Annotated in this window: 20 protein-coding genes; 14 read left to right on the forward strand and 6 right to left on the reverse strand. The window is 41.2% G+C overall.

All coding sequences use genetic code 11. The annotated features are described in order from the left end of the window. The first annotated feature begins 20 nt into the window (after nt 1–20). On the forward strand, nt 21–1,448 hold the full coding sequence (locus QZ407_RS03480; protein WP_295767713.1) for an AAA family ATPase: 1,428 nt from the start codon (nt 21–23) through the stop codon (nt 1,446–1,448). A 467-nt stretch (nt 1,449–1,915) separates the two neighbouring features. Here the strand turns inward: QZ407_RS03480 and QZ407_RS03485 are convergent, their stop codons facing one another. After that, the gene (locus tag QZ407_RS03485; protein WP_295767715.1) at nt 1,916–3,250 is read right to left on the reverse strand and encodes a HAMP domain-containing sensor histidine kinase; all 1,335 of its coding nucleotides are present in this window, start codon (nt 3,248–3,250) and stop codon (nt 1,916–1,918) included. A 260-nt stretch (nt 3,251–3,510) separates the two neighbouring features. Here QZ407_RS03485 and clpB point away from each other — a divergent pair, with 260 nt between their 5' ends. The 6 genes from clpB (at nt 3,511) to QZ407_RS03515 (ending at nt 9,803) form a co-directional block, all read left to right on the forward strand. After that, a complete protein-coding gene (gene clpB / locus QZ407_RS03490; RefSeq protein WP_295767717.1) occupies nt 3,511–6,102 on the forward strand; it encodes an ATP-dependent chaperone ClpB in 2,592 nt (863 codons plus the stop codon). A 213-nt stretch (nt 6,103–6,315) separates the two neighbouring features. Beyond that, nucleotides 6,316–6,684 carry a hypothetical protein gene (locus QZ407_RS03495; protein WP_295767719.1) on the forward strand — a complete coding sequence of 123 codons (369 nt, stop codon included), beginning with the start codon at nt 6,316–6,318 and terminating at the stop codon, nt 6,682–6,684. A 204-nt stretch (nt 6,685–6,888) separates the two neighbouring features. Continuing rightward, complete coding sequence (locus tag QZ407_RS03500) at nt 6,889–7,428, forward strand: ferritin (protein ID WP_295767721.1); 540 nt, start codon at nt 6,889–6,891, stop codon at nt 7,426–7,428. 200 nt (nt 7,429–7,628) lie between these two features. Continuing rightward, nucleotides 7,629–8,309 (forward strand): GNAT family N-acetyltransferase, encoded by a 681-nt coding sequence (locus QZ407_RS03505; protein WP_295767723.1) that lies wholly within the window; start codon nt 7,629–7,631, stop codon nt 8,307–8,309. Nucleotides 8,310–8,458: 149 nt separating this feature from the next. Further along, complete coding sequence (locus tag QZ407_RS03510) at nt 8,459–9,478, forward strand: MAC/perforin domain-containing protein (protein ID WP_295767725.1); 1,020 nt, start codon at nt 8,459–8,461, stop codon at nt 9,476–9,478. Nucleotides 9,479–9,575: 97 nt separating this feature from the next. Continuing rightward, nucleotides 9,576–9,803: a hypothetical protein gene (locus QZ407_RS03515; protein WP_295767726.1), complete on the forward strand. Its 228-nt coding sequence runs from the start codon at nt 9,576–9,578 to the stop codon at nt 9,801–9,803. A 77-nt stretch (nt 9,804–9,880) separates the two neighbouring features. Here QZ407_RS03515 and QZ407_RS03520 read toward each other — a convergent pair whose 3' ends face one another. Then, nucleotides 9,881–12,142 carry a glycoside hydrolase family 31 protein gene (locus QZ407_RS03520; RefSeq protein ID WP_295767727.1) on the reverse strand — a complete coding sequence of 754 codons (2,262 nt, stop codon included), beginning with the start codon at nt 12,140–12,142 and terminating at the stop codon, nt 9,881–9,883. Nucleotides 12,143–12,251: 109 nt separating this feature from the next. After that, entirely contained in the window at nt 12,252–12,833 is a 582-nt protein-coding gene (locus QZ407_RS03525; protein WP_295767729.1) for a DUF5025 domain-containing protein, read from the reverse strand. A 137-nt stretch (nt 12,834–12,970) separates the two neighbouring features. Between QZ407_RS03525 and QZ407_RS03530 the strand changes: the two genes are divergently transcribed. The 4 genes from QZ407_RS03530 to QZ407_RS03545 are packed head-to-tail and all read left to right on the forward strand — an operon-like array spanning nt 12,971 to nt 15,521. Further along, a complete protein-coding gene (locus QZ407_RS03530; protein WP_295767730.1) occupies nt 12,971–13,648 on the forward strand; it encodes a FadR/GntR family transcriptional regulator in 678 nt (225 codons plus the stop codon). Between the two features lie 11 nt (nt 13,649–13,659). Continuing rightward, entirely contained in the window at nt 13,660–14,493 is an 834-nt protein-coding gene (locus tag QZ407_RS03535) for a sulfite exporter TauE/SafE family protein (RefSeq protein WP_295767731.1), read from the forward strand. Between the two features lie 17 nt (nt 14,494–14,510). Then, on the forward strand, nt 14,511–14,909 hold the full coding sequence (locus QZ407_RS03540) for a DUF1634 domain-containing protein (RefSeq protein ID WP_295767732.1): 399 nt from the start codon (nt 14,511–14,513) through the stop codon (nt 14,907–14,909). A gap of 51 nt (nt 14,910–14,960) precedes the next feature. Continuing rightward, nucleotides 14,961–15,521 (forward strand): histidine phosphatase family protein, encoded by a 561-nt coding sequence (locus tag QZ407_RS03545; RefSeq protein ID WP_295767734.1) that lies wholly within the window; start codon nt 14,961–14,963, stop codon nt 15,519–15,521. Between the two features lie 85 nt (nt 15,522–15,606). Here the strand turns inward: QZ407_RS03545 and QZ407_RS03550 are convergent, their stop codons facing one another. The 3 genes from QZ407_RS03550 to QZ407_RS03560 form a co-directional block, all read right to left on the reverse strand. Beyond that, nucleotides 15,607–16,503 carry a sugar phosphate nucleotidyltransferase gene (locus QZ407_RS03550; protein ID WP_157539737.1) on the reverse strand — a complete coding sequence of 299 codons (897 nt, stop codon included), beginning with the start codon at nt 16,501–16,503 and terminating at the stop codon, nt 15,607–15,609. 82 nt (nt 16,504–16,585) lie between these two features. Further along, nucleotides 16,586–17,704 carry a M42 family metallopeptidase gene (locus QZ407_RS03555; RefSeq protein ID WP_295767735.1) on the reverse strand — a complete coding sequence of 373 codons (1,119 nt, stop codon included), beginning with the start codon at nt 17,702–17,704 and terminating at the stop codon, nt 16,586–16,588. A 242-nt stretch (nt 17,705–17,946) separates the two neighbouring features. Beyond that, on the reverse strand, nt 17,947–18,357 hold the full coding sequence (locus tag QZ407_RS03560) for a GNAT family N-acetyltransferase (RefSeq protein ID WP_295767736.1): 411 nt from the start codon (nt 18,355–18,357) through the stop codon (nt 17,947–17,949). Between the two features lie 86 nt (nt 18,358–18,443). Between QZ407_RS03560 and QZ407_RS03565 the strand changes: the two genes are divergently transcribed. The 3 genes from QZ407_RS03565 (at nt 18,444) to QZ407_RS03575 (ending at nt 21,498) form a co-directional block, all read left to right on the forward strand. Next, nucleotides 18,444–18,791, forward strand: a complete 348-nt coding sequence (locus QZ407_RS03565; protein ID WP_295767737.1) for a hypothetical protein — start codon at nt 18,444–18,446, stop codon at nt 18,789–18,791. A 342-nt stretch (nt 18,792–19,133) separates the two neighbouring features. Further along, nucleotides 19,134–20,138, forward strand: a complete 1,005-nt coding sequence (locus QZ407_RS03570) for an ABC transporter transmembrane domain-containing protein (RefSeq protein ID WP_295767739.1) — start codon at nt 19,134–19,136, stop codon at nt 20,136–20,138. Beyond that, entirely contained in the window at nt 20,131–21,498 is a 1,368-nt protein-coding gene (locus QZ407_RS03575; protein WP_295767740.1) for an HlyD family efflux transporter periplasmic adaptor subunit, read from the forward strand. The genes QZ407_RS03570 and QZ407_RS03575 overlap by 8 nt, the downstream gene beginning before the upstream one ends. The last annotated feature ends 15 nt before the right edge of the window (nt 21,499–21,513 follow it).

Here is a 21,513-nt window from a genome sequence, read left to right on the forward strand (position 1 = left end):
TTTAGGGCCTTTTTTGAATCATGCCAGCATCAGAGCAATTAAGTAAATCATTTCCGCATCAGCCAGCTCCGCAGCAACAGGAGCTGTTTAAACGGCTGCATGAGTTTTTATTAAGCAATAACGGCCACGAGTGTTTTTTACTTAAAGGTTATGCTGGTACAGGTAAAACAACCGTTGTAAGCGCTTTAGTGAAAGCTCTTAAAGCCTATGGTTTAAAGTCGGCCTTATTGGCGCCAACGGGCAGGGCGGCAAAGGTTATCACAAGTTATTCGGGGCGCAAAGCATATACCATTCACAAACGTATATACCGTAAAAAGTCGGCCATGAACATGGATGAGGCGTTTATGCTTGCCCCAAATCTTTCTGAAGATACCCTTTTTATTGTTGACGAAGCGTCAATGATATCTGATGAGGTTAGTGGCGGTAGTTACAGTACCTTACTGCATGATTTGGTCAATTACGTTTACAACATGAAAAATTGTAAACTGATGCTGGTAGGAGATACTGCACAGCTTCCACCTGTTGGAGCCGATTTTAGCCCGGCGCTTGATGCGCGCATACTGAAAGAGGAATTTGCGTTGCAGGTTTTTGGCTTTGAACTTACTGATGTACTTAGGCAGCAAAAAGATTCGGGGATTTTAAGCAATGTTACCGCCGTACGCGAACTTATTAGGCAGGAGCAGGAAGTATTTCCGCAGATTATTACTAAAGGGTTTAAAGATGTTTACCGTATGACGGGTGAGCGGCTTGAGGAAGGGTTGAATTATGCTTACAGTAAATATGGGCATGATGGTACCCTGGTAATTTGCCGGTCGAACAAAAATGCCAACCTGTATAATCAACAAATACGCAACCGCATACTTTACCGCGAAGAAGAACTTACAGGCGGCGATCAGGTAATGGTGGTTCGTAATAATTATTTCTGGCTGCCGGAACGCGAGGAGGGGAGTACCGGCTTTATAGCCAATGGTGATATTGCCCGTATAAAAAAGGTGCGGCGTATTGAGGATATGTACGGTTTCAGATTTGCTGATGTACAAATTGAGTTTATTGATTACGCCGAAGACCCTGTAATTGATTGCAAAGTATTGCTGAATACGTTATATACTGATGCCCCTGCCTTACCGCAGGAAGATCAACGAACATTTTTTGTAGAGGCCATGAAAGATTATGAGCATATACCCGCCCGGCGCGACAGACTCAACGAGCTTAAGAAAAACCCGTACTACAACGCCTTGCAAATTAAGTTTGCTTATGCGGTTACCTGCCATAAGGCTCAGGGTGGGCAATGGGAATCTGTTTTTATAGATCAGGGGTATTTGACAGATGAAATGCTTAATACCGATTTTTTGAGATGGTTTTACACAGCATGTACGCGGGCAACAAAGGAACTATTCCTGGTGAACTTCAGTTCTAAATTTTACCGTGATCCGGCACCGGAGATATAATAAAAAAGCATCTGCATAAACGATGTAAATAAGGTTTATACAGATGCCCGAAAGGTTAGGTTTAAAAAACGAGGTTAATAATGCGGCTCTTTAATCTTAAATAAGATAATTACCAGTAAACACATCAGCGTAAATACCGCCGAAAATAAAGTAAACGCCTTTTTCATAACTCTCACATGATTAGGTAAATAATTAATCAGTACGCTTGGGTACACTTTGGTGATACAATTTAATAGCCACAATTCAACTTTTGATATAATTGCAACAGGCGATTGTATCGTTAATGTAATGTGTAAAGAAGTAGCTAAACCATTGAAAAAGGACTAATTGTAGCAATTTTTATATTGTTTCAAAAAAAATACACCCTGTAGGTTTTTAACTAATATAGTAGGGCGTTTAGCCTCTTTAATAGGCTTTAAACAATATAATTCCTGCTAGCTTGTGCGCTAATTTAAAGTTAATAACCTTTAATTTTTCAGCCGTGGCAATCTTATACTAAAAGTGGTTCCCTTGCCTTCAATACTTTGCACATCTATACGCCCATGATGCTTCTCAACTATTTGTTTTGAGATGCTTAGGCCTAAGCCGGTTGATTTTTCACCTTTCAATCCGCGCCTGCCCGCCTTTGAAAACCTATCAAATATATTTGGCAAAAGCGGTTCGGGGATACCCATTCCATAATCTCTCACATCAATTTGCACATAAGTGTCTTTTTCACTTAATAGTATTTCAATTCTCTCTTTATCTTTTGAAAACTTAGCTGCGTTACTAATTAGGTTATCTATAACGCGATGAAACTTCTCCTGGTCAATAAGTGCATGTACAGGCTGTTGCGGGTAGGTAAGTACCAACTCATTGGTAAAGCTGCTTACATGTTGCCAAACCTGCACTATACCTTGCAAAAAGCTATTCATATCAACAAGGGCTTCGGTCATTTGGTTGCTGTTGTCATTGCGGGCAACCTCAAGTAAATCATTTATAATGGACAATGCTTTTCGGCATGATGCCTTGATCATATTCATGTTCTCCTGCATGTCATCATCCAGCTCGTCCATTTCAATAAGTTGGGCAATTGATTCAACTGCACCTATAGGATTGCGGAGGTCATGTGCAACCATTCCTAAAACGTCGTTTTTAAAGGCACTTGCCTTTTCAATTTCCACGTTTTTTTCCTTTATCATCTTAAACTGTATATACTGGCTGGCCCGGTACGAGTAAATATGCCTTGATACAAAAAAGAAAATTCCGGCCAGCACTATGAGTAACAGTTCGTTATATAAAATCTCAGTAGGGTCGGCATGGGTATAAAGCAAGATAAGGCTGAACAACAGTATGTTTACAAGCGTAAGCAAAATACTTTCCTGATACTCAAAAGTATAAACACCACCAACTGCAATTAATGCTACCATATAAATTATGATGTTGCGGCTTGGATCAGAAGTGGCCATAAACGTAAACACAATTCCGCAGGCAAGTAGATACGTACTGAACAATAGAATATGAGCGAGTGACAATTGCAGCCCGTTTCTGTACGTTTTAATTTTTTTAATTAAAAAGGCGCCAGAAAGGTAAAATAACGGCGTAATAATTATAGTTGCCCAGTTTGCTGCGCTAAATTCTGGAAAGTTATGGATGCGTGTTAGCGAAGGTGGAAGCAGCGTTATAAACAGCCGTATGGCAACGCTAAGTACAAAGAATATTATGGCAGCAACTTGTGCCGTGCTTAAGTTTTGAAGCGTATAAAACTTTTGATAGCCAACACGGTAAAGCTTTGGAATGCTTTTAAAGTAGTAGGTTTCCAATTTTGATAAGTGTTTGAGTCAAAACTAAAGGTTTTAATCAAAATTGGATAAAAGAGCTCAGCTCTAATGGGTGATTTTTAACCCAAGTGTTTTGGTTTTTAACCTTATGGAAACTGCAAGTGATATTGGCAGATGTTATGAACTTAGCTTTAACGTGTTTATTTATGTTTAAAAGACAAATTGACGTTTAATATTTAACTAAGGCTGACTTTTTTTCAGGAAAGTAATACTGGCAAACAGTTTGAATGGTAGTTGTTACCATGAATTTTAACAACTTTACCATCAAAGCACAGGAGGCTGTACAAAAGGCATCCGAAATAGCAACCGGTAATCAGCAACAGGCCATTGAGAATGCCCACCTGCTGAAAGGTTTGTTACTGGTTGACGAAAATGTAATCAGCTATCTTTTAAAGAAGCTGAATGTAAATATAAGCCGTTTAAACCAAACACTTGATACGCAAATTGAAGCGTTTCCAAAGGTAAGCGGCAGTAATATATACTTGTCTTCAAACACCAATACAGCGCTGCAAAAAGCGCAGAGCTACTTAAAGGAATTTAAAGACGAGTTTGTATCAGTGGAGCATATTCTGCTGGGTATACTATCGGTAAACGATAAGGTTAGCAGCGCCCTTAAAGATTATGGCGTAAACGAAAAAGATCTCAAAACCGCTATTATAAGTTTGCGTGGCGATAGCAAAGTAACAGACCAAAACGCCGAAGCTACTTATAATGCCCTGAACAAATATGCCCGTAACCTGAACGAGTATGCCGAATCAGGCAAATTGGACCCTGTTATTGGCCGCGATGAAGAGATACGCCGCGTAATACAGATATTAAGCCGCCGTACCAAAAATAACCCGGTACTGGTAGGCGAGCCGGGCGTAGGTAAAACTGCCATTGCCGAGGGTATAGCTTTTCGCATTATCAAAGGCGATGCGCCAGATAACCTGAAAACCAAAACGGTTTTCTCGCTTGATATGGGTGCGTTGGTTGCCGGTGCAAAATACAAAGGTGAGTTTGAAGAACGCCTGAAAGCCGTAGTGAACGAGGTAATTAAAAGCGATGGGGAGATTATTCTCTTTATTGATGAGATACATACCCTGGTTGGTGCCGGTGGTGGCGAAGGTGCTATGGATGCGGCAAATATTCTTAAACCGGCCTTGGCCCGCGGCGAGTTACGTGCCATAGGTGCCACTACACTCAATGAGTATCAAAAATATATTGAAAAAGATAAGGCCCTCGAACGTCGTTTTCAGCGTGTGCTGGTTGATGAGCCTGATGCAGCCGACGCTATTTCAATTTTACGTGGATTAAAAGAGCGTTACGAAGCACACCATAAAGTGCGCATTAAAGACGAAGCCATAATTGCTTCGGTTGAAATGTCGCAACGATACATTGCCGACCGCTTTTTGCCCGATAAGGCTATTGACTTAATGGACGAGGCCGCTTCAAAACTTCGCCTTGAGATGAACTCGGTGCCCGAAGCAGTTGACGAACTGGAACGCCGTATTATGCAGCTTGAAATTGAGCGCGAGGCTATCAAACGGGAGGGCGACGACCGCAAGGTGAAAGACCTGAGCGAGGAAATTGCCAATTTATCATCACAGCGCGATTCGTTACGTGCCAAATGGCAGGGTGAAAAGGATTTGGTTGATGGCATCAACACCAAAATTGAAGCTATTGAAGCTTACAAGTTGGAAGCCGACCAGGCCGAACGTGCGGGTGACTATGGCAAGGTTGCCGAGCTACGGTATGGCCGCATTCGCGAAACCGAAGCCGAAGTAGAAAAGTTGAAAGAGGCTCTGCGCCAGGATCAGGAAGATCACCGTATGCTGAAGGAAGAAGTTACGGCCGATGATATCGCCGGTGTGGTATCGCGCTGGACAGGTATCCCGGTATCAAAAATGATTCAGAGCGAGCGTGAAAAACTGCTGCATTTGGAAGAGGAACTGCACAAACGTGTGGCTGGTCAGGAAGAAGCCATAGAGGCCATAAGCGATGCCATTCGCCGTAGCCGTGCCGGTTTACAGGATAAGCGTAAGCCAATTGGTTCGTTTATCTTTTTAGGAACAACCGGCGTGGGTAAAACCGAGCTGGCCAAAGCTTTGGCAGAGTTCCTGTTTAATGATGAGCATTCGATGGTGCGTATTGATATGTCGGAGTACCAGGAACGCCACGCCGTTAGCCGTTTAATTGGTGCGCCTCCGGGCTATGTGGGTTACGATGAAGGCGGACAGTTAACCGAAGCCGTGCGCCGTAAACCATACAGCGTTATCCTGTTAGATGAGATTGAAAAAGCCCACCCCGATATATTTAACATATTGTTGCAGGTGCTGGATGATGGTCGCTTAACTGATAATAAAGGCCGCGTGGTAAACTTCAAGAATACCATCGTAATCATGACCTCCAACATTGGTTCGCACATTATACAGGAGAACTTTGTAAATTTTGAGGATAGCGATAAGGAAGAGGTAATGGCTCGTACCAAGAACCAATTGTTTGAAGTGCTGCAAAAAACCATCCGCCCGGAGTTTTTAAATCGTATCGACGAGATCATCATGTTTACCCCACTAGGTAGAGATGAGATAGGGGAGATCGTGAAACTCCAATTCAAAGGGCTGCAACAAACCCTCAACGAAATGGGTATTCAAATTGAAGCAACCCCCGAGGCCCTCGACTGGCTGGCACAGCTGGGCTACGATCCGCAGTACGGCGCACGTCCGCTAAAAAGGGTTATCCAAAAGAAAATACTCAATGAGTTGAGCAAGCAAATACTGGCCGGTAAGGTTGATAAGGATAGCAAGATAAAGCTGGACATGTTTGATAACCAGTTCGTGTTCTTAAACGAGTAAGGTCTCGTCTTCCGCCTGAGGCGGATCTATTATATGATAAAAGGGAATTGTCTTAAAGACGGTTCCCTTTTGAAGTTCGTGATTGACTTATAAACACAGATTGCTACATACCTTGCAATGTTATCTTACTGATTTTGCCAATGGATTCATTTAAAAATTTTTCTTAATAGTATTTGGACTGCTTCTAAATAATGCTAAATTTGCCTCAGTAAGATGATGACCGGGGTTAAAACTAAAACTACTGATAGATTTACCGAAGTGTTCGGCACTAAAGCCGGAACTGTATACCAAAGTGACCGTGAAGGCTGTTGGTATATTGACTTTGCGGGTAAGTTAGTAAAGTTTGATTACCGCACATTATTACTCCTCAAAAAATCTATTTACCGCGTTGATATTGAGCAGCTGATATTAGACAGTGGTAAATCGCCTGAAATAGAAATGGTGTTTATTTGCGCCTGCAACCATTGCTATTTCCTCAGCATCCTGCAAATTATCGCCCTTAAAGAGCTTCTTGAAGGCACCTTTGCCATGCTCGAACTTAACCAGATATTGCACGACAGGCTGAGCAGGATGGTGATTTAAAGAAAGAAGTAAGAGACAAGAGCCAGGAAACAAGTTGTTTTCCCGGAACTTTTAAAAATCTTGGCTCCTGTTTCTTGGCTCTCGTCTCTGAGCTTCACTAATTTAGACTTATTTCATATTGCCTTTATATTGTACAACATGTTGTTATAGCACTATTTTTGTATGTATTCAATCGGATACAACAATCCCTAACTATAATATAACATGAAAGATATAATGCGTATTAAGTGTTTGCTGTCTGCCGACATCGAAATGCTTTTAAACCAACAAATAAAGAAAGAAGCACATTCATCAGCTATGTACCTGGCGATGGCTTCATGGTGTAATCAAAATGGCTTTGATTATTCATCTGACTACTTTTTTAAACAGTCGGGCGAGGAGCGGGAGCATCAGCTTAAACTTTTTAAATACGTATTGGACATGGGGGGTCGCGCGGTATCTCCAGATGTTAACGGTATTAAGCAGGAGTACACTACCTTCCGTGAGGTATTTGAAGATGCTTTAGACGCAGAGGTTGCTATTACCCAATCATTCAAAAACATTGCAGCTGCTTGTATGAAAGAACAAGACTTTGTTACGTTCGAATTTTTGAACTGGTTTATGAAAGAGCAACGCGAGGAAGAGTACAAAGCCCGCCGTGCACTGGAGTTATTTGAAGTTATTGGTGAAGAAGGTACCGGACGCTGGGAAATTGACAAACACGTTAATAAAATTAAGTACGACAGCGAAACTGCCGGAGAATAAATATTTACAGAACTATTATTGAAGAGCCGATGCGTAAGCACCGGTTCTTTTCGTTTTATACGTAGCGTTAGATTATGAAGCGGGAAATAAAATGCATCAAGCAAGTGGTTATTTAATGATGAAGATGTAGGTAACTAGTTACCTATTTAATTGAATGTAGTTTTTGGTTAAAAACTTATTGTTTTAGCTTTGCGCTTCAAATGAGTGATGTTTTATATAATCCGGGCTGGAACGCTTTAGTCACCGGAAATGCGGCTTTAGCTAAAGGCCATGGTGACGTTAGGTACTTTGATGCAGAGGTGTCGCCCATTATTGGTTTAGCCAATTTTAACGAATTGCTTTTAAATGATTTGTATAATCAAATTCCGGATAATACGCCGCGTGTTGTATTTACTCCGGAAGACATTGTTATACCACCATCCTGGAAATTACTGAGGTATATGACCGGCTATCAAATGGTTTGGGAAAAGCCGGCTAACACAGCATTGGATGATGACATCATACATTCGTTAACACATGAGCATGTACCTCAAATGCTCGAGCTTACTCAACTTACTGTTCCCGGTCCTTTTTCAACCCGCACTATTGAATTTGGTTACTATGAAGGAATATTTGAGGATGAAAAATTGGTTGCTATGGCTGGTCAACGCCTTAACCCGGGCATGTTCACCGAAATAAGCGCCGTTTGTACGCATCCACAATATTTGGGCAAGAGCTACGCACGCAAGCTGTTATTAAGCCAGGTCAGCCGCATGCTTGCCGCTGGTAACCTGCCGTTTTTACATGTAAGAGATGATAATGAACGCGCTGTAAATGTTTATAAGCATTTGGGTTTTAAAATAAGTTCTGTTATGAATTTCCATTTTATTGAAAAAGCATAGACAATAATCAAATGTTTGCTTGGTGATTATAAGACGATATAATTGTGTTTTTTAGCTGTAACCTACCTGTGTAATTAAAAGTTTACTTTTAAACCAATGGTTAATATTAGTGATTTTATGTAGTTTCGTTCACGAGTTTAACTTAAGCCATGAATAAAACATTATTCCTCCTTGGTGCAATGGCATTGTTTACTGCCTGCAAAAAAACAAACGTATCAAACGCTGAAAATGCCAATCCTGAAAATATAAAAGACGTCAAATTTAGCCTGAGTAAACTTGCGTTCAGCCCCGTTAAACAAGGAAATGGCGATTATAACTATGTCGGTTACGGATACGACATAACCGGTAAGTATGCTGATGTTAATTCAGTTATGGAACCTGTATTTAACGTGCCTGCCTTTGCAGCTGCATATCCACAACGCATTGATGTTGGCCGTAGCACTTCAGGCGGATTCAGAACGCTTTATGCTGAAAATGCTGATGATTTCCTTACTCAAATGACACAGCGATTTGATAAAGGGCAAACCAGCAGACTTTTTGTTAAAACGCTTACTAATGTGTATCCCGGCGATGATGTCCTTGCAAATAAATATATATATGCGCAGTATGACTACACCGTTATATCGAAAACAATTAAAGCTTACTTAATAGACGAAACTGCAAAGCGGTATTTATCAGCTGAATTTCGGAATGATGTAAAGGGCCTAGCTGCCAAAAATTTAGTCAAAAAATACGGTACTCATGTTTTATCACAATTAAGTTTGGGAGCAAAATTCAACGTGTTTTATCAGGCTAAAACTTCTGATAGCCGTAAGCTGCATTCAGCTATGGTGGGCTTTACCTATGCTTTAAATAATGTGTTTTCCACCCTGTCAGGTTATTTGGATGATCTTAAAGCCGCTGATGTGAATGCTATTTCTGAGCCAAATCTTATTTATGAGGCCATTGGTGGCGATGCAGCAGCAATAGTCAATAAAGAAACGGCAAAGGGAACAGTTGTATGGTTTCATGATTGGGTTAAAACCTGTACTAATGACAAAGCAGTTTTTGTTGAAATTTTGCCAAAGGGTTTAATACCATTATATGACCTGATTGATGATGAGGCAAAAAAAACAGAAGTGAAAAATTACATTACTTCTTACATCGAGCAAAGCCACGTTAAATCTTAAAAAGCTGTGTGGAGTTAAGGTGGTCCAATCATCGATAATTTAGAACGTTCCTTAGTTTTGGCTTTTGTTTTGCAACGAAATTGATAAAACATCTACAATGACATTACAAGAAAGAATTAAGGAAAAAATAACCGGCCAATTAAAGGATAATGTTGACGAGCAAAATGCCGATACGCTTAGCCAGTTGCTCACCGCTGATGTAAAATATATTGCTACAGCATTTGCCGAGTATGGAAGCAAGCACCCGGAACTGGAAGTGCATGAATTATTTGATGAATGGTTCAAAAATCATTTTACCGATCCTCAGATAAAAACGTTTGAATAAAAGAAATTATTATAAATATAAAAAAGGTGGGCAGCTAAATCTGAGAATCAGAAGAGCTGCCCACCTTTTGACTTTTATTAGTATTCGATAACTATTTCTTCGTTACTAAAGTCGAGCTTGTTTAAGTGTATGGCATCATCAAAGCCATGTAACACTAATTCAAGAAGATTATATTTCGACTCGTAATTGCCCTCAGCAGCCGAAATCTTTATAGTTTTTTCATTCGGGTTAAAGGTTATCGAACGTTTATGATAATTTCCGGCTTCGTAATCATAGGTATTACCATCATCTTCGTAATACACAAAGTAATTATCCTCTGCGCTATTCCAAACATGCAAAATTAGCGTGCCATCAACTGAATGCTGTGTGCTTTGCGTTACATTTTGCATAGGCACAATTGCACCTGCTTTTGCAAACACCGGCATATCGCTTAATGGTGCATCAACTGTATACTCGCGTCCGCCTGTGTATTTTTCATCAGTGCCAAGCCTGTACCAATCGCCGCAAGGTAAATATACCGTTGCTGTCAATTCCGTGCTTATAACAGGTGCAACCAATAAACCGTCGCCAAATAAAAACTGATTTTGATAATCCTCGTAATAAACGGCCTTATCATGCGTGTAGTCAATGGCCAGTGTACGGCACACAGGTAAGCCACTTTGTGTAGTTTGGTAAAATGCCGAATAAAGGTACGGTAGCAAACGATAACGATCTTCAATAAACTTGCGTATGAGGTTGAGGTTCTCCTCACCATATTGCCATGGTTCCCTAAAGTCAGAATCTTTGATAGAATGATTGCGATACATAGGGGTATACATACCTAAGTTGTTCCAACGTACCATCATCTCGGGGGTGGGGTTACCGCTGAAACCGCCAATATCAACACCAACAAAAGCCATTCCGCTTACGCCTAAACTATTTACCAGCCGGGCTCCCAATAGTAAGTGCTCATCGGTAGCCGTATTATCGCCCGTCCACACGGCCGAATAGCGCTGCGTGCCTGAGTAAGCAGCGCGTGTTAATACAAATGGCCTTTTGTTTCCTAATATTTTACGGGTACCATCATAAGTGGCACGTGCCATTTGCATGCCATATACGTTACGTACCTCAGGCATAAATTTGTCTCCAAATTTTACTATCCACGGCATGTTCTGGTTCCACACTGCGGGCTCGTTCATATCGTTCCAAAACCCTTCAACTCCAGGTTCGGTTAAAGCAGTAAAGGCAGCGCCCCACCACTCGCGCACATCCTCTCTGAAAAAATCGGGGAAGTGACAGCGGCCGGGCCAAACCTCGCCTATATAATTTTCACCGTTAGGGTAGGTAGCAAAGTAGCCGCGTTCAACACCTTCGTCATACTGCTGGTAGCCTTCTTCAACTTTAATACCCGGATCAACAATGGTCACCAATTTAAAGTTCATTGCTTTTAGCTTATCAATGAATGCTTTTGAATCAGGAAAGGTCTCGTTATTCCAGGTAAAAATTTTAAAGCCTTCCATGTAATCAATGTCGCAATACATTACATCAGCTGGTACGTTATGTTCCCTGAATTTTGCTGCAACATCTAACACTTCCTGCGCGCTCATGTAGCTCCAGCGGCATTGCTGGTAACCCAGGCTCCATAGGGGAGGCATTTCCATACGACCGGTTAGCCAGGTATAGTCTTGAATAATGCCTGCTACCGTTTGCGCACCAAAAAAATAATAATTCAAATCGCCATCATCAGCTCCAAGCCAAATAAACTGATCATCGCAAGATGCGGCGAAATCAAAATAACTTTTGTGTGTATTATCTAAAAAGAACCCGTAAGTAAGCTCGCTGTGTATGCCTATAAAGAAAGGAAAGGTTTCATACAAAGGGTCGGTTTTAGGGGTATGGTCAGATGCATCCGTATTCCAATTGGTAAAAGAACTGGCACGGCGGTTAAGGTTACCCACCTTTTCACCCAAACCAATAAAGTGCTCCTCGGGCTGTAACTCCCTATAATTAATTACACGACTGTTTTGCCAGTTGGTACCAAAGCGGTCGTCATCTTTACTAAGTAGCTTTCCGTCTGGTGTATAAAATGCAAAACGTAATGGTGTTTTATTAATGCGTAGGGTAAGTGCCGTTGTTTCGATGATAATCTCGGCGTCTGTTTCCTCGTAAGCCAGGCTGTTTTCGGGTTGTCTGATTACAGCAAATGACTCATCAGCATCTGCTGGCTGGCGGGTAATATTTACCCTAATGATTGATGGGCTGTAAACAGTAACGTGTGCCTCAGCTTCAGCAGCTTTTATAATTAACTTGTTGTTTTGCTGTACAACGCTTTGGGAAGGGCCTAATACTTTAAAATCCATATAGGGTTACAATATCTGGTGAATATAACTACTTAACCGAAATTTGAACAGCTACCAGAAGGTGATAGTTTGATAAAACAGAAAATTGAGCGTATTGCATTATGAAATGCTAAAAACGGACCTCAAATGTTCCGTCTTTAATGATTATGGAATCTTGCAGGTTCTTCTCATTATACAATACACCATTTAGTTTTCCGCCCACGTACGGAACCATACTGCCATACGGATACTCATATCTTGTAATTTCAACTTCAAACGGTTTTTTTGCAGTATTAGCCGAGTACGATATATTACTATTACGTAATGAGATTAAAGACTTGTAGGGAGGATAATCTTTGTTCTCGCCAGTTATAAGGAATTCCCCTTTTTTTACATTTTCAACTTGAACACGAAGTCGTGCCTGTGCTGAAATTGGTGATATATCCGCCGGGAGGATAACGTCAACCGTGTATATGCTTTTTTCAGTACCATCGCCATTGCCTAAGCCCGTCCACTGGCCGGTTAATTGAGTTCGGTTTCTATCCCGGGTGTTTTCAATCGAAATCTCCTTGCCGGCAATATTTGCCTTAAAGTGTTGTACAAACTCTTCAGGTTGCGGTTTAGCAACCCTGGTTTTCGAACAAGACGTAATGCTTAAAGCTGCAGATAAGGTTAAGCTCATATTCAGGAGCGCAATTCGTGTATTTATCATGTGATTGCTATTTGGTCGAATATAAGACAATGTTTTGGAAGGTAAAATTAAATTAATTATTAAGCAACAAGGCCAATATTTGAGTCAAGAAAAGAAATAAACGAATACAAACATATGATGTTTAAGAAAAACATCATATGTTTGTATTCGTTTTGAAAAACATGGACGCCCGTATTAAACTCAGCGACCGCATTAGCCGGTTAATAAAAGATGATATTACTAAAGGTAAATATAAACCAGGTGACAAAATACCGGCAGAGCCTGATTTGATGAAGCTTTACGAGGTAGGGCGTTCAACCATACGGGAAGCAATCAAGGCGTTAGCCATGGCTGGGGTAGTACGGGTACAACAGGGGATAGGTACGGTGGTGAATGCGGTTGATGACAATGAACCAATTGACAATAAATTGCGTCGTGCCGATTTTGATGAAATCAATGCGGTAAGACAAATGCTTGATAAGGAAATTGTAAGCCTTGCCGTGGAAAACCACAGCCATGAGCAATTGCAGCAAATGCAGCAACATTTACAAAGCCGTAAAGACGCTATTGAACGCAACGACAGACAGGCGTGTATGGACGCTGATATTGCATTTCATACTACCATTGCCAGGGCAACGGGCAACAGCGTACTCTTTAACCTTTACACAAGTTTCAGCAACGTAATACGCGATTTTTTTTTAAAGCGGGAGCCACAGGGAATAGGCCGGTTTGCCATGAGCCACCATTTGCATGAGCAATTATACAATGCTATAAAATCAAGAAAACAAAAGGCAGCGCGCTTGGCGATGCAACAAATACTTAATAATAACTACTAAACAAATTATATATGACAATACTAACATTCACCATAATATTGCTGTTGGGATCGTACTTGGCAGGGTTGCTTGGCTCGCTCACCGGGCTGGGTGGCGGTGTAGTGGTTATTCCGCTGCTAACATTAGTTTTTGGTGTTGATATTAGGTATGCCATTGGTGCTGCACTGCTTGCATCCATTGCAACCTCATCGGGAGCGGCTACGGCATATGTTAAAGAGGGTATTACTAACATTAGGCTAGGTATGTTTCTTGAAATAGCTACAACAATTGGTGCCGTTATTGGTGCCCTGTTGGCAGTTTACACGCCTGTTAATATCATTGCAATCATGTTTGGCTCGGTGCTTATTTTTTCGGCAGCCATGACGTTGCGTAAAAAAAATCAGGAAGCTTTAACCGAGGGTAGCAAGCTTTCTTATTTGCTCAAACTTAATGGCAGCTATCCTACCAAAGACGGTGTAGTGAGTTACAAATTGAAGAACATAGGTGTCGGCTTTTCAATAATGACTGTTGCCGGGGTAATATCGGGGCTGTTGGGCATAGGTTCGGGTGCGCTTAAAGTTTTGGCTATGGATACAGCCATGCGTATACCATTTAAGGTTAGTACTACCACCAGCAATTTTATGATAGGCGTTACGGCTGCGGCAAGTGCCGTAGTGTATCTTCAACGCGGTTATATGGATCCGGGTATAGGCTTTCCGGTTATACTGGGTGTACTTGCAGGTGCCTTTACAGGCTCAAAATTACTGGCACGCATCAATCCGCAAACCCTGCGAATTATTTTTTGTGTAGCCATAGTATTTGTAGCACTGCAAATGATTTATAACGGTATTCAGCACAAGTTTTAATTAAAGAAATTTTGAATATGAAAAATATATTTACGGCCATGTGGGGCGATAAGGATGTGGAGCTGGTTGTGGGGCGGCTGTTGCGTTACGGCGTTGTTACCGCAAGTGTGGTAGCATTGGCAGGTGGTATAATGTACCTGTTGCTGCACGGTAGTGGGCCTGTACCACAATACGGCAACTTTATTGGCGAAGGAGCAGGCTACACAACCTTCAACGGCATATTTAAAGGTGCATTGGCATTAAATGCTACCGAGGTAATTCAACTAGGCGTGTTAATTTTAATTGCCACGCCAATACTTAGGGTCATCTTCTCCTTACTGGCTTTCATTCTGGAAAAAGACAAGCTGTACATATTTATTACCCTGATTGTACTCTGCGTAATTATGACAAGTATTTTTGGCGGGTTGAAAGTTTAGGTAGTTAGTTTTGACAGTGGTGCTTAACCAACCCTTTAAAGTTTTCATTATATGAGAATGTTAAAATTTATATACATTATACTGTTCACTTTTGCCGGTTCCATGACATTTGCGCAACAGCAAAAGGGTGGTGATGATTTGCGCATCATAATTATGCGCCATGCCGAAAAACCGGCAAATGGCGATAATTTATCTTGTAAAGGCTTTAACCGTGCCATGATGTTACCGGGCGTGCTTGTAAAAAAGTTTGGAGTGCCACGTTACGTTTATGTGCCATCACTATCAACAGGTAAGGCAACCAAAAGCGGGCGTATGCTGCAAACTGTTTGGCCCTTGGCAACCAAATACAATTTAACGGTTAACAGCAAGTTTGATGTAGAAAACACTAAAGCTCTTGCCAAAAATATAAGCAACAAAACGGGGACCGTACTGGTAGTTTGGGAACACAATGCCATTCGTAAAATTATAGCTGCCTTGGGTGTAAAAGCCGATAAGCTTAAATGGAAAGGTAACGATTATGACAGCTTATGGATAGTCTCAATTCATAACGGGAAAGCCAGCCTGCAACAAAGCGCGCAGGGTATTAATGTACCGGATGGGTGCAGGTTTTGAATGCTTATTGAAAACATTGCCACAAAAAAATCCCGCCTTGTATAGGGGCGGGATTTTATATTTAAAAGTAAGTTTTTGAAAATTGTTATTCCCAAAGATTAGTTGGGTAAGTGCCGTTTTCAACCAGTTCATTAATGCTGGCTTGTACAATTGGCTTATCTTCTTTGTAAGTAACACCAAACCACTTATTACCGGTTGGTATAACTTTAAATGCAGCAGTACCTGTTTTAATTAACTCATCGGCTACTAGCGGAATGAAGAACTCAGCTTTTGGATTGCTTTCGTTAGCGTCAACAAATTTTTTGAACATTTCCTCGCTTTGTTTGAATACAGCAGGAGTAAAGCCCCAGAAGTTCATTGATACACGGGTGTCTTTTGGTAACTCGTGCTCGCCGGTTGCGTCTTTGTAAAATACGTCGCCGTCTTTAAAGTAAACTTCGGTACGTTCGTTAATTTCAACCATTTTACCGTCTTCAACCTTACATACACCGCGAGATACAGAACCGTAATCTGATAAAGTACGATCAATTTGGTAACCCATTAATGAGTAGTTATCATCGGCAACTTCGGTAGTTAAAAACTGCGCCATTTTTTCAAATGCTTCGTAACCGTAAAAGTCATCAGCATTGATAACGCAAAACGGCTCGTTGATTTGGTTGCGTGCCGCTAATACAGCATGGGCAGTACCCCAAGGTTTTGAACGCTCAACGGTTTTATCAATACCAAATTGGGTAAGGTCATAGCTTTGAAACACGTAATCGGTTTCAATGCGGCCGGCCAGTTTAGGCTCAAATATGGCTTTAAAAGCATCCTGGAATTCCTCGCGAATGATGAAGCTTACTTTTCCAAAGCCAGCTTTTATAGCATCATATATAGAATAATCGATAATGGTTTCGCCATTAGGACCAAAACCATCAACTTGTTTCATACTGCCGTAACGGCTGGCCATACCTGCGGCCAATATCAGTAAGGTTGGTTTCATAGTGATGTAAATATAGAAAAATATATACCCGAAGGTATAAATACGGTTAATTAAAATATATGTTTTAGATTATATTTAATGCTTACTTAATATATCTGAAATCTTGTCCGGGCTTAATATTTAATAATGTTTCATAAATCATACGTATCACATTGTCTACGTCTTCTTTATGAATCATTTCAACAGTAGTATGCATATAACGCAGCGGCAATGATATCAGTGCCGATGGAACGCCATCATTTGAGTAGGCAAAAGCATCGGTATCGGTACCTGTTGAACGTGATGATGCCTGGCGTTGAAATGGTATACTGGCTTTCTCTGCCGATTCGATCAGTAGCTTGTTCAAGTTGTTCTGCACAGCAGGAGCATATGATACTACCGGTCCGCGGCCGCAGGCTAAGTCACCCTGAGTAATTTTGTTAATCATAGGCGTTTGCGTATCGTGAGTTACGTCGGTAATGATAGCTACGTGCGGTTTAATTTTGTGAGCTATCATTTCGGCACCACGTAAGCCAATTTCTTCTTGCACAGCATTTACAATGTACAAGCCGAAAGGTAATTGTTTGCCGTTTTCTTTAAGCAGGCGGGCAACTTCGGCAATCATAAAACCACCAACGCGGTTATCAAGTGCGCGGCCAACGTAGTAACGGTTATTTAAAACCATAAATTCGTCTTCATAGGTAATTACGCAACCAACGTGTATACCCATAGCTTCAACCTCTTCTTTGCTGGTGCATCCGCAATCAAGAAAGATATTTTTGAGGGTTGGAGCTTCCTCTTTTTCACCACCATGACGTGTATGAATGGCCGGCCAGCCAAAAACTGCTTTAACAACGCCTTTATCAGTATGTATGTTCACACGTTTTGACGGTGCAATTTGGTGGTCTGAACCGCCGTTGCGTATAACGTATATTAATCCGTCGCTGGTAATGTAATTTACAAACCATGATATCTCATCGGCATGGGCCTCAATTACAACTTTATATTCTGCTTCAGGGTTGATAATGCCAACAGCTGTACCATAATTGTCAACATAATGAGTGTCAATATAAGGTTGCAGGTATTCCAACCACATCTTTTGTCCCATCCATTCAAACCCGGTAGGGGAAGGGTTATTAATATATTTTTCAAGAAACTTAAGCGATTCTTCAGTTACCACAGCAGTGTGTTGTGGTTTTTCTTCATTTATATTTTCGGCCATAATTTATATGCAAAATTTCTGATGAGGTTAGCAAATATATAAAAATTCAATTCTGTGCCAATTTAATGGTGTTTGAGGCAATTTGTTTTGGCGGCGTGTGATGAAAGGAGTAATAGCGACTAAAATTATTGATGTATTAATGATGAATTAACAGGCAAGCTGTTGTTTTGTGGCGAGTAAAATTTTCAGGAGTTAATAGTTTAGAAAGACCGGGTTGTGCAATACAAGCCGGTCTTTCGTTTTCAAAGCGGCTTTTCCATAACAAGGTAATCAATACCATTTTTTCTGAATGTTTCTCCGGATGCAGTAAAATTAGCCTTTGTATAAAACGGTACAGCATCCTTACGAGCATTGCACCATAGGCGTGTACCTTTTTCATTGATGGCAAAGTTTGTGATATACTGTAATAAGGCCGAGCCCACGCCCTGGTGCTGATAAGTAACTGCAACGGCCAGTTTGCGAAACTGAAAATTGCAACAATGCTGAAACAATGATACTACACCTACTAAAGCATCGTTATTAAAAGCTGCAAAGTGCCAGCCATTGGTATCTTCTTCCAGTTCCATTTCGTATAACGGAAGGTTTGGATACAAGGCTTCGCGGCGTAGGCGCCATGTTAGTTCGGGTCTTACCTGTTCAATATGTAATGGCATTTTAAATTATTAAAAAACATTAAGAAATTTCACTTGTATGAAATTGACAATTTAATGTTCTAAAAAAGTATACTTTTGCAAAAAATATGAAAAACGGAATTGGTAAGATAGCAATATGCCTGCTGTTTATGATGATCTTTGTTGCAAAGATGATCATATCGGTAGCTCCTGCCTTTCTGTCTCTCAATAATAAAACCGTCAATGCTGTGATTATGCAGCTTGAAGAGGAAACTAAAAACGAAAAAGAGTCGCCCGAAAAAGAATCGGCGAAGGAAAAAAAGTTTTTTGATGAGGATATGCAATGGTTCTCTCACCATGTGCATGAACCCCTTACTATAGAAACCCAGAAGCGGTTAGATTATGGCCATTCCATTTATCAGCCCGGCCATCACCCATCTGTGTTAACCCCGCCGCCAAACTCCGGGCTTATTTAATACCTCTTTTGTTGCAGTAGCTTAAAGCAACTTACTGTACGCTACGCCATTTAAAGCCTAGGTCATCAAATTGCCTGATGAATTCTTTAAATGACTAGTTGTACAGCACCAAACATTGCAGCAAACAATAAATCATTAGCATTGAATTAATTAACTTGAAACATAATGCCCGCAGGCTATGTTTCTCATTGCAAAAATTATAAGCCTTTGTGTACCAAATGCAACCTCTTAACTGGCGAGGCAGCATTTAAATATGCAGTATTTGTCGTCCGGTGCCTTTGAGCCGGGCAATCAAAAACCTGCAAGCATCCACCTATATACTATTGATATACGTAAAGAATAATGAAAAAACATCATCATAAAGAACTCCTTACACCCTGGCAAAGGCTCATGCGCATTTTGCACTACGAGCGGTCTACCATTAATTACATCTTTATTTATGCTGTACTTATAGGTTTAATTGGCCTTACTCTACCATTGGGTACAACAGCAGTTTTTAACCTGTTATCAAACGGTGCTATGTATAGTTCAACCTATATACTTATTGCCGTAATACTGTTAGGTATTGTAATGGGTGGTTTGCTGCTTATTGGCCAGCTTTCGCTTGTAGAGGTTGTAGAGCAGAAAATTTTTGCCAAAACAGCTCTGGAATTTGCATTCAGGCTTCCGCGCATAAAGCGTCAGGCGCTTGAAGACGAAAACCCGCCCGAACTGGTTAACCGGTTTTTTGATATACTCACCATTCAAAAAGGGCTTACCAAACTATTGGTTGATATTGTTGCCGCTGCTGTGCAGATATTTTTCAGCGCTATCCTACTATCGTTCTACCACCCGTTTTTTATTGCATTTGGCATATTGGTAATACTGTTTATAGTTATAATTCTTGCGCTATACTTTAAGCCGGGGGTAAACACCAGCATTGAAGAATCGCACCACAAGTACGAATTAGTAGCTTACCTTGAAGAGGTAGCTGCCGATTTAGAACCTTACCGTAACGATGCCGCCAAGCGTGACCATGTTATTGAGCGTACCGATGAAATTACGGCAGAATACTTACAGGCCCGTAATGAGCACTTTACCATTTTAAAAAGATTTTTTGCCAGCGCAGTTGCTATCCGCACTATTTTGATGGGTGGATTGCTGTTGTTAGGGTCATACTTTGTAGTTACCCGCGCAATGTCTTTTGGCCAGTTTGTAGCTGCTGAGGTGATTATCGTACAAATCAGCTATGCTATAGAAAAATTAATGACCAACATGAATACCTTATTTGATATGGCTACAGGCGCTGAAAAACTTGCCGTTGTAACCGATCTTGAACTTGACGAGGAGGGGCATCATCATGCATAAAAATTCAAGTTACGTAGAACAAATACATAATTGGCAGGAACTTTCGGTAAGATCATGTGAAAAGGTGTTGCCTGCAAAAGGCGCCCGTTTACTTGGCCGTATACTGCTCATATTACTGGTTCTTTTCATCATAATTTTGTTGTTGCCATGGCGGCAAACCATACCCGGCCGCGGTACCGTAACAGCCTTACGCCCGCAAGACAGACCTCAAACCGTTCAAAATCAAATTGGCGGACGTATTGAACGCTGGGCTGTAAGTGAAGGTCAGGAAGTTAAAAAAGGAGATACCATATTGGTTATTTCCGAAACCAGCCAGTCATACTTTGACCCCGAATTGCCGCAGCGTTTGAACGAACAGCTAAATGCAAAACGCGGGAGCGATACCGCAAATCTGCAAAAAATAAGAGCTACCCGCGCCCAAATTGAGGCGCTTAACAAAGGTTTGCGCTTTCAATTACAGGCTGCCGAAAATAAGGTTAAGCAGGCGCAAAACTATGTTGATATTGATCAGGCCGATTTGGTAGCTGTGCAAAACTTCTTTAACACCAGTAAAGCACGTTTAGAACGTTACGAGCAGGGTTATAAAAACGGTTTGTTTTCACTTACCGATATTGAAACCCGTCGCCTAAAGTTGCAGGAAGACCGTGCAAAAGTGATAAGCCAGGAAAATAAGCTGAATAACTCAAAGCAAAACCTGCTTAACGCACGCATTGACCTGGATAACATTAAAGCCAAATACCAGGAAACATACGCCAAGGCACTTTCTGATTTGGGTTCGGCATTATCGGGCCGTGCAGGTGTGCAGGGTGATATTGCAAAGCTTCGTAATGATATTGCTAATATCTCTATACGCCGTAATTTATATGTAGTGCGCGCCCCGCAAGACGGTTTTGTGGTTAAAACCATGAAAGCCGGTATTGGAGAAAACATCAAAGAGGGCGAATCTGTAGCTACACTGCAGCCAAAAAATCCGCAGGTAGCTGCCGAAATTTATGTAAGCGCTATGGATGTCCCTCTGATATTGGATACCAGTGATGTGAGGCTTCAGTTTGAAGGCTGGCCGTCAATACAGTTCTCGGGCTGGCCGTCGGTAGCGGTTGGTACGTTTGCCGGTAAGGTGTTTTCGATAGACAAGGTTAGCAGCACAGGTGGTAAATACCGTTTATTGGTAAAGCAACAACTCCCCGTTCCTAAAAACGATGAATCGTGGCCGGAGCAGCTCAGGCAGGGCTCGGGTGTGTATGCACGTGTTATCTTAAGGTCTGTACCGGTATGGTACGAGATATGGCGCCAGTTGAATGGTTTCCCGCCAAGCCTAGAAAAAGAACCTAAGGACGAAAAAGACAAAGAAAAGAAATAGTTGGTAGCCGAGACA

The sequence above is a fragment of the uncultured Mucilaginibacter sp. genome, assembly GCF_913773635.1.
Taxonomy (GTDB): Bacteria; Bacteroidota; Bacteroidia; order Sphingobacteriales; family Sphingobacteriaceae; genus Mucilaginibacter.